The organism is Streptomyces alkaliphilus (assembly GCF_014141535.1).
Classification (GTDB): Bacteria; Actinomycetota; Actinomycetes; order Streptomycetales; family Streptomycetaceae; genus Streptomyces; species Streptomyces alkaliphilus.
Genome location: NZ_VKHT01000136.1, coordinates 1 through 7,827 on the forward strand (window position 1 = coordinate 1; position 7,827 = coordinate 7,827).

Annotated in this window: 6 protein-coding genes and 1 pseudogene; all 7 read right to left on the reverse strand. The window is 73.1% G+C overall.

Features of this window, described 5'->3' with window-relative positions; all coding sequences use genetic code 11:
• Positions 1 to 124: 124 nt before the first annotated feature.
• Entirely contained in the window at positions 125 to 937 is an 813-nt protein-coding gene (locus tag FNQ90_RS07115; protein WP_182605509.1) for an ABC transporter ATP-binding protein, read from the reverse strand.
• A gap of 34 nt (positions 938 to 971) precedes the next feature.
• Complete coding sequence (locus FNQ90_RS07120) at positions 972 to 1,907, reverse strand: ABC transporter permease (RefSeq protein WP_182605503.1); 936 nt, start codon at positions 1,905 to 1,907, stop codon at positions 972 to 974.
• A 111-nt stretch (positions 1,908 to 2,018) separates the two neighbouring features.
• A complete protein-coding gene (locus FNQ90_RS07125) occupies positions 2,019 to 2,864 on the reverse strand; it encodes a glycosyltransferase family 2 protein (protein WP_182605511.1) in 846 nt (281 codons plus the stop codon).
• 80 nt (positions 2,865 to 2,944) lie between these two features.
• Positions 2,945 to 3,634 (reverse strand): CDP-alcohol phosphatidyltransferase family protein, encoded by a 690-nt coding sequence (locus FNQ90_RS07130; protein ID WP_228470934.1) that lies wholly within the window; start codon positions 3,632 to 3,634, stop codon positions 2,945 to 2,947.
• Between the two features lie 166 nt (positions 3,635 to 3,800).
• A pseudogene (locus FNQ90_RS07135) lies at positions 3,801 to 4,859 on the reverse strand (iron-containing alcohol dehydrogenase family protein); the annotation flags it as partial.
• Positions 4,847 to 5,620, reverse strand: coding sequence for a phosphocholine cytidylyltransferase family protein (locus FNQ90_RS07140; RefSeq protein ID WP_182605507.1), 774 nt, complete (start codon positions 5,618 to 5,620; stop codon positions 4,847 to 4,849). The pseudogene FNQ90_RS07135 and the gene FNQ90_RS07140, both read right to left, overlap by 13 nt.
• Positions 5,617 to 7,650 (reverse strand): DUF5941 domain-containing protein, encoded by a 2,034-nt coding sequence (locus tag FNQ90_RS07145; protein WP_182605512.1) that lies wholly within the window; start codon positions 7,648 to 7,650, stop codon positions 5,617 to 5,619. The genes FNQ90_RS07140 and FNQ90_RS07145 overlap by 4 nt, the downstream gene beginning before the upstream one ends.
• Positions 7,651 to 7,827 lie beyond the last annotated feature (177 nt).

The following is a 7,827-nucleotide window of genomic DNA, read 5'->3' on the forward strand; positions in this document are numbered from 1 at the left end:
GTCCGTGGGGTGGGCGGTGCCGTTCGTGCCCGCCGTGGTGCTGCTGTTCATCGACATTCTTCCCCGTCGCACCGGCGCGCCGGCGGACCGCGGCGTGTCGCTCGCGGTCCGCCGGCGCGGCCGGTTACCTGGCGTTCTCCTCCGCGTAGGCCTTGAGGACGGGCTCGGTCGGACCGTCCATGACCAGCTCGCCCTTCTCCAACCAGATCACCCGGTCGCAGGTCTTCTCGATGGTCCGGTTGTTGTGACTGACCAGGAACACCGTACCGGCCGTGGCCCGCAGTTCGCGGATGCGGGCCTCGGAGCGTTTCTGGAACTTCTTGTCACCGGTGGCCAGCGCCTCGTCGATCATGAGCACGTCGTGCTGCTTGGCGGCGGCGATGGAGAAGCGGAGTCGGGCCTGCATGCCGGAGGAGTAGGTGCGCATCGGCAGGGTGATGAAGTCGCCCTTGTCGTTGATGCCGGAGAACTCGACGATGTCGTCGTAGCGCTCGCGGACCTCCTCGCGGGACATGCCCATGGCCAGACCGCCGAGGATCACGTTCCGCTCGCCGGTGAGGTCGTTCATCAGCGCCGCGTTGACCCCCAGCAGGGAGGGTTGGCCGTTGGTGTAGACCCGGCCGCGCTCGGCCGGCAGCAGACCGGCGATGGCGCGCAGCAGGGTGGACTTGCCGGAGCCGTTGGAGCCGACCAGACCGATCGCCTCGCCCCGGTGGGCGGTGAAGGAGACGCCGCGCACGGCGTGCACCTCGCGGATGCGGCCGGAGGGCTCGCGGCGCAGGATGCGGCGCAGCGCGGCGGTGGCGTTGCCCCGCTGCCGGCCGCCCTGGACGCGGTAGACGATGTGCAGGTCGTCCGCGATGACGGTGGGGACCCGGGGTCCCCCGGGGTCGGCCGCGGGCGCCTGCCCGGCGGAATCGGTCGCGGGGGCGGGCACGGTTTTCGCGCCCGCGCGGGTGGTCTTCTCGAGTTCAGCCACGGCCGTACCGCTCCTCCGCCTTCCAGAAGTACACGAATCCACCGATGCCGAAGAGCAGGGCCCATCCGACGCCCAGCAGCCAGAACTGCGCACCCAGGCTCTGGTGGTGCGGGCCGTCGATCAGCGCGAAGCGCATCAGCTCCATGTAGACCGCCGCCGGGTTGGCCAGGAGCACGTCGGCGACCCACTGGGGGCCCCCGGCACGCTCGGTGACCATGAACCCGATCGGGAACATCACGCCGGAGCCGTACATCCAGGTGCGCAGCACGAAGGGCATCAGCTGGGCGAGGTCGGGGGTGTGGCTGCCCAGTCGGGCGAAGATCATCGCCAGTCCGGAGTTGAAGACGAACTGCAGCAGCAGGATCGGCACGATCAGCAGCCAGGTCCAGGTCGGGAAGTACCCGAAGCCCAGCAGGATGGCCACGACCACGATCATCGAGTAGAGCAGTTGCTGGAGTTGCTGGAGCGAGAAGGAGAGCGGCAGCGAGGCCCGGGGGAAGTGCAGGGCCCGGACCAGTCCGAGGTTGCCGGAGATCGCCTTGACCCCGCTCATCACCGACTGCTGGGTGAAGGTGAAGACGAAGACCCCGATCACCAGGAACGGGATGTACTCGGTCATCTCCATCCCGCCCCGACCGCCGAGCAGGAGGCCGAAGATCAGGAAGTAGACGAAGGCGTTGAGCAGCGGGGTGAAGACCTGCCACAACTGCCCCAGCTTGGCCTGGCTGTACTGGGCGGACAGCTTGGCCCGGGAGAAGGCCAGGATGAAGTGGCGACGCCCCCACAGCTGCCGGACGTACTCCGTGAGCGGGGGCCGGGCGCCACTCACGGTCAATCCGTGGCGGGCGGCCAGTTCCGCCGGGGTGAGATGGGATTCCCCCGGCTCCGACGGGCCGGGTGTCGCACGTTCGTGCGTTGTGTCGCTCACGTTGGAAAACTCTCGTCCTCGCTGGTCACAGCCGACAGAACCGGCGACGTCCGGGGCCCGCGGGAGCCTCCGGCCGTTTCCGGTGGATGGATGCTCTCAGACCCGAGCTTGTCAGATGACCGGGGGGCGGCCCAGTCGGGTCAGCCGCCACACGGTCCGCCAGCGCATCGGACGTCGCGGACCGCAGGGGGTCCGCCAGCCCTCCGCGAACCCGCCGAACCACGCCCCCAGGGCGGCCCGGGAGGGTCGGCGGAGCAGGGTGAGCAGCAGCCACACCGAAAGATAGACCGGAATCAGCGGCAGCGGGAGATTGCGGCGGGCCAGCCAGACGCGGTTGCGGGCCACCATGCGGTGGTAGACGGCGTGCCGGGCAGGCGAGGTGGTGGGATGGTGCAGCACGCAGTCGGCGCGATACTCGATGCCCCAGCCCGCGTCCAGCGCGCGCCAGGCCAGGTCGGTCTCCTCGTGGGCGTAGAAGAAGGCGTCCGGCAGGCCACCGACCTCGGCGAAGACCCGGGTGCGCACGGCGTTGGCCCCGCCCAGGAAGGTGGTGACCTGGGAGGAGCGCTCCGGGTCCGAGGCCCGCAACCGGGGGACGTGCCGGCGCTGGGTGACCCCGGTCTCCGGGTCGGCGATGCGGAAGCTGACGATGCCCAGCCGTGGGTCCGCGGCGAAGGCGTCGCGGACCCGCTCGGCGGTCTCCGGGTCGGGCAGCAGGCCGTCGTCGTCGAGGAAGAGCAGGACGTCCACCTCCTCCCCGGCGGGGCCGAACGCCTCCACGCCGACATTGCGACCGCCGGGGATGCCGAGGTTCTCCGGCAGCTCGACGCTGCGCACACCCTCGGGCAGGTCCGGCAGCGGGGCTCCGTTGCCGACGACCACGACCTGGATCGGGGCGCCCTTCTGGTCGGCCACGGAGTCCAGCAGTGCCTTCAGCTCGGCCGGGCGGTTGCCCATGGTGATGATCACCGCGCCGAGGCGGAGCCGTTCCCGCCCCGGTGTGCCGGTGGGGTCCGTGTCGCCCGGGTCCGCGCCGCTCACCGCAGCCTGCTCGAGGCGAGGATGGAGATCAGGTGCAGCACGGTCTGCAGCACCGCCACGGCTGCCAGCACGACCACGCCCAGGCGGGTGAAGAACAGCCCGCCGGCGATCAGGTCGGCGATCGCGACCACCAGGATGAACAGCGACGCCTCCACCCCGCCGACCAGGCGGTGGAACTTCAGCGCGGCGGCGGCCCGACGGGCCAGCGCGACCCGGGAGGAGCGCGGCACCGCCGCCTCCTCGCGCACCGCCGGCATGCCGCTGCGGCTGCGGGCGACGTCCACCAGGTCGGTCTCCGCCTTGATGAGGATGGCCCCCAGCGCGGCGAGGGTGCCGAGGAAGGCCCACATCCATTCGCCGCCCGCCCCCTCGCGGGCGAAGAGGTCGGCGGCGCGCAGGCCGAAGCCCACCAGGAGCGCGGCCTCGGCGAGGTAGTGGCCGATCCGGTCCAGGTAGACGCCGGTCACCGAGGTCCGTCGCCGCCAACGGGCGACCTCGCCGTCCACGCAGTCCAGCAGCAGGTAGAGCTGGATCAGCAGCGCGGCGAGGACGGCTCCGAGGATGCCGGGGATCAGCAGGGCCGCGCCGGCGCCGACCCCGGCGAGCACCATGAGGTGGGTCAGCTGGTTGGGGGTGATCCGGCTGTTCACCAGCAGACGGGTCCAGCGCAGGGAGATCTCCCGCATGTACAGTCGGCCGGCCCAGTGCTCCCCGCTGCGGCGGTCCTTGATCCCCTCGGGGTGGACGACGGGCCGCAGCTCAGCGATGGAGGGCCGGGGCGGTCGGCTCCGGTCGTCCCTCCCCGGGGTCCCCGGCCGGTCGTCGCCGGTCCCCGGACCGCTCGGTGTCGATGGTGTTGACGAGGTCGACATAGTCGGCGTACGCGTCCCTGATCTGGTCGGTGGACAGGTCGAGGTGTTCGAGGATCGTGTAACGGCCCGGGCGGGTGCGCGGGGCGTACTCCACGACCCGGATGAACTCCTCCGGGTCGAAGCCGATCTCGGTGGGGAGCACCGGCAGGTGGTGCCGGCGCAGGGTCTCGATGATCAGCCGGGTCTTCGCCCCCGCCCCGCGCAGGTGCATCGCGAAGGCGGCACCGAGGCCGCACTGCTCGCCGTGGGGGGCGCGGCGCTGCGGGAAGAGCAGGTCGAAGGCGTGGTTGATCTCGTGGCAGGCGCCGGAGGCGGGGCGGCTGTCGCCGGCGATGGACATCGAGATGCCGGTGAGTACCAGCCCCTCGGCGAGGACGGTGAGGAAGTCGTCGTCGTCACAGTCGCCGGGGTGGCGCAGCACCGCCTCGCCGGCCTGGCGGGCCATGGCGGCGGAGAGGCCGTCGACGGCCTCCCCGGTCTCGCGGTGGGACAGCTCCCAGTCCGCGACCGCCGAGATGTTGGAGATCACGTCGCCGATGCCGGAGCGCACGAAGCGCGGCGGCGCCTCCCGGATCACCGAGAGGTCGATCACCACCGCGATGGGGGTGGGCACGCCGTAGGAGCCGCGCCCCGCGTCGTTGTCGAGGGTCGCGACGGGCGAGCACAGGCCGTCGTGGGAGAGGTTGGTGGCCACGGCCACCAGTGGCAGCCCCACCCGGGCGGCGGCGAACTTGGCGCAGTCGATGATCTTGCCGCCGCCCAGACCGACCACGGCGTCGTAGTGGCCGGCCTTCAGGGCGCCGGCGAGTTCGATCGCGTCGTCCAGGGTGCCGCCGCCCACCTCGAACCACTCGGCGCCCCCCAGGGAGGGTTCCAGGCGCTCGCGCAGTCGGCGGCCGGAGCCGCCGCTGATGGCGAAGGCCAGCTTGCCGGTGGGGGCGATGCGTTGGTCGGCGAGCAGCCCGGCCAGCCCGGCCAGGGCGTCCGGACGGATGTCGACGGTGACCGGCGAGGGGATGAGCCGGGTCAGTACCGGCATGCGATCTCCCGTCCGCGGGCCAGGTCGGCGTGGTTGTCGATCTCCACCCAGGGCACATCCCCGATCGGGGTGGTGTCGACGCGGAAGCCCCGGTTCACGAGTTCCTGGTAGCCGTCCTCGTAGTACAGGTCGGGGTCACGCTCGAAGGTGGTGCGCAGGGCGTCGGCCAGGTCGGCCGCGGCGGCGGACTCGATGAGGGTGACGCCGATGTACTCGCCGCTCGCCTCGGCCGGATCCATCAGCTTGGTGATGCGGCGCACGCCGGTATCCGGGTCGACGACGACCTTCATCTCCTCGTCGGCGAGGTTCTTGACCGTGTCCAGGGCCAGGATGATCCGGCGGTCACCGCCGCGGGCCTCCAGGAGGGCGCGCTCGACGGAGGGCGGGTGGACGGTGTCGCCGTTGGCGAGGATGACGCCCTCGCGCAGCGCGTCCCGGGCGCACCACAGGGAGTAGGCGTTGTTCCACTCCTCCGCCTTGTCGTTGTCGATGAGGGTGAGCTTGACCCCGTAGCGCCGCTCCAGGGCGGTCTGCCGCTCGTACACCGCCTCGCGGCGGTAGCCGACGACGATCGCGGCCTCGGTGAGGCCGACCTCGGCGAAGTTGGCGAGGGTGAGGTCCAGGACGCTCTTCGGTTCACCGGGGACGGCACCCTGCGCCTCGGCCCCCTCGGGCCCGACCGGCACCAGTGCCTTGGGCAGGGCGTCGGTGTAGGGGCGCAGGCGCCGTCCGGCGCCTGCGGCGAGCACGAGGCCGATCATGCGGGTACTCCGTTTTCCCTTGTTCCGCCGGGGCCGTTCTCGCGGCGGCCGGCGGGATCGTCGGTCGGGGTGTCGGCGCGGCTCCCGGTCGGATCCGCGGTGGGGTCGGCGGGCACGTCGACCTCGTCGTGGACGGCGGGCGCCGAGGAGGAGGTCCAGAACCGGACGCTCTCGGCGGGCACGACCACGGCGAGCGCGCCGGCCGCGATCACCAGGGTGAGGGTGAGGCCGGCGCCCCCCGCCGCCCAGAGGGCGGAGGCGGCGACGACCAGCAGGACCCGGCCCTCGTGGCCCCCCATGGCGAGGACCAGTCGGCGGGGCGGCGCCCCGGCACCGCCGCGCAGGCGGTACACCGTGTCGTAGTGATGGTAGGCGGTGACGGCCACCAGGCAGAAAGCGGCCGGCAGGGTCGCGTTCACCCATCCGCCATCCGCGCCGGAGGCGTGGATGGCGATCACCAGGACGGTGCCGTACTCGCCGAGGCGGAACAGCGGCGGCAGCAGCCAGTCCAACCGGCCGGTCGCGGGGGCGGCGACGGCCAGGCCCGCGCAGACCGCGTAGCCGAGGGCGAGCAGGGGGGTCCAGACGGCGCCGGCCACGCCGGGCAGCAGCAGCGCGGCCGGCGCCAGGAGGACGGCGGCCAGGGCCCACAGCGGCGCGGCGAAGCCACCGGGGCGGCGCCGGCCGGCGGTGAGTCGGGCCACGGCGCCGGCGAGGGGGCCGGTGTCGGTGAGGATCCCCAGCGCCCGGGCGGCGGCCGGGCCGGCTGTGCGCGGGCGCAGCGAGCGCAGGAGCCGCCCGGCGGTGGTGTAGCAGGCGGCGAAGCCACCGGCGACCAGCAGGACGACCAGGGTGGTGCGCGGGGTGGTCAGCGCGGTGAGGACGGCGATCAGGGCCCAGCGTTCACCGATCGGCAGGATGATCATGCGGCGCAGCCAGATGGTCCAGCCCACCCGGTCCAGGCGGCCGGAGAGCGCGGCGGCGCGTCCGGCGGGGTCGGCGGGGTCGGCGGGCTTCCCTCCGGTGCCCCCTCCGGTGCCCGATGCGGGGGTCGGCGGCGCGGTGCTCTCGGTGAAGGCGAAGTCGACGATGTGCCGGCAGGTCTGGAGCACCATGGCGCCCAGGGCCAGGGCCCAGATCGTGCCGTCGTCCCCGGCCCGTACGGCGCCGATGGCCAGGCCCGCGTAGAAGGCGTACTCCTTGACCCGGTCGAAGGTGGCGTCCAACCAGGCGCCGAGCGTGGAGTAGGCCAGGGTGTAGCGGGCCAGCTGGCCGTCCGCGCAGTCCAGCGCGAAGGAGAACAGCAGGAGCGCGCCCGCCGCGACGAAGCCGCCGCGGGTACCGGTCGCCGCGCAGCCGGCGGCGATCAGGGCCACCGCGAGGGATGCGGTGGTGACCTGGTTGGGGTTCAGGCCCCGACGTGCGCACCAGCGTGCCAGGTACCGGGACCAGGGGCTGATCGCGAAGGTGGTGAAGAAGCCGTCACGGGACTTGACCGCGGAGTCCAGGCGCACCCGCTCGTCGTCGACGCCCGCCTCCCGCTCCCGGGCCGCGGCGCGTTCCCCGGTGGTGCGCGGCACGGCGGCGACCAGCGTGCCGAGCGCGGGGCGGTGGACGGTCGTGCCCGCCTCCTCCAGCCGGGCCGCCAGCAGGTCGGGCAGCGGGGTGTCCGGGGCGAGGAGTCGGGAGTCGCCGGGGCGGGCCCCGGCGATCTCCCCGGGGGCGGCGGCCAGCGCGGCCCGGCCGGTGGGCCGCACGAGCAGGACTCCGGGGGCCGCCGCCGCCGGGAAGCGGGGGTCGGTGAGGGCCAGTCGCAGGGCGTGGCGGTGGCCGACGAAGTCGGCGTCGACCACGGCGACCGGGACGTGGGCCGGCACCTCCGTCAGGGCCCCTTCCAGGGCCCGGGCGGCGCGGGCCACGTGTCCGGAGGCGCCCGCTTCCAGTCGGCGCGGCGTGAAGCCGAGCGCCCGCAGGTGGTCCTCCAGGGCCGAATCGGCCGGGGGGTCACCGATGAGGATGGCGATCGACAGCTGAACTCACTCCTTGGGACGCGCCGCGCCCGCCTCGGGAAGGGCCCCCGGTGGGACCGGGCCGGACGCGGGGCCGGGTACGGGGGCTGAGGCTATCCGATCGAACGAGGCGGTGTTCACCTCGGCTTCATCGGTGTCGGGTTGCTCTCATCACCATCCCCCTGCCCTCCTCCGTCG

Excerpts from the sequence above, each read along its gene's own strand:
- FNQ90_RS07125 (WP_182605511.1), bottom strand. The coding sequence starts at position 2,864 with ATGGGCAACCGCCCGGCCGAGCTGAAGGCACTGCTGGACTCCGTGGCC.
- FNQ90_RS07130 (WP_228470934.1), bottom strand. The coding sequence starts at position 3,634 with ATGCGGGAGATCTCCCTGCGCTGGACCCGTCTGCTGGTGAACAGCCGG.
- FNQ90_RS07140 (WP_182605507.1), bottom strand. The coding sequence starts at position 5,620 with ATGATCGGCCTCGTGCTCGCCGCAGGCGCCGGACGGCGCCTGCGCCCC.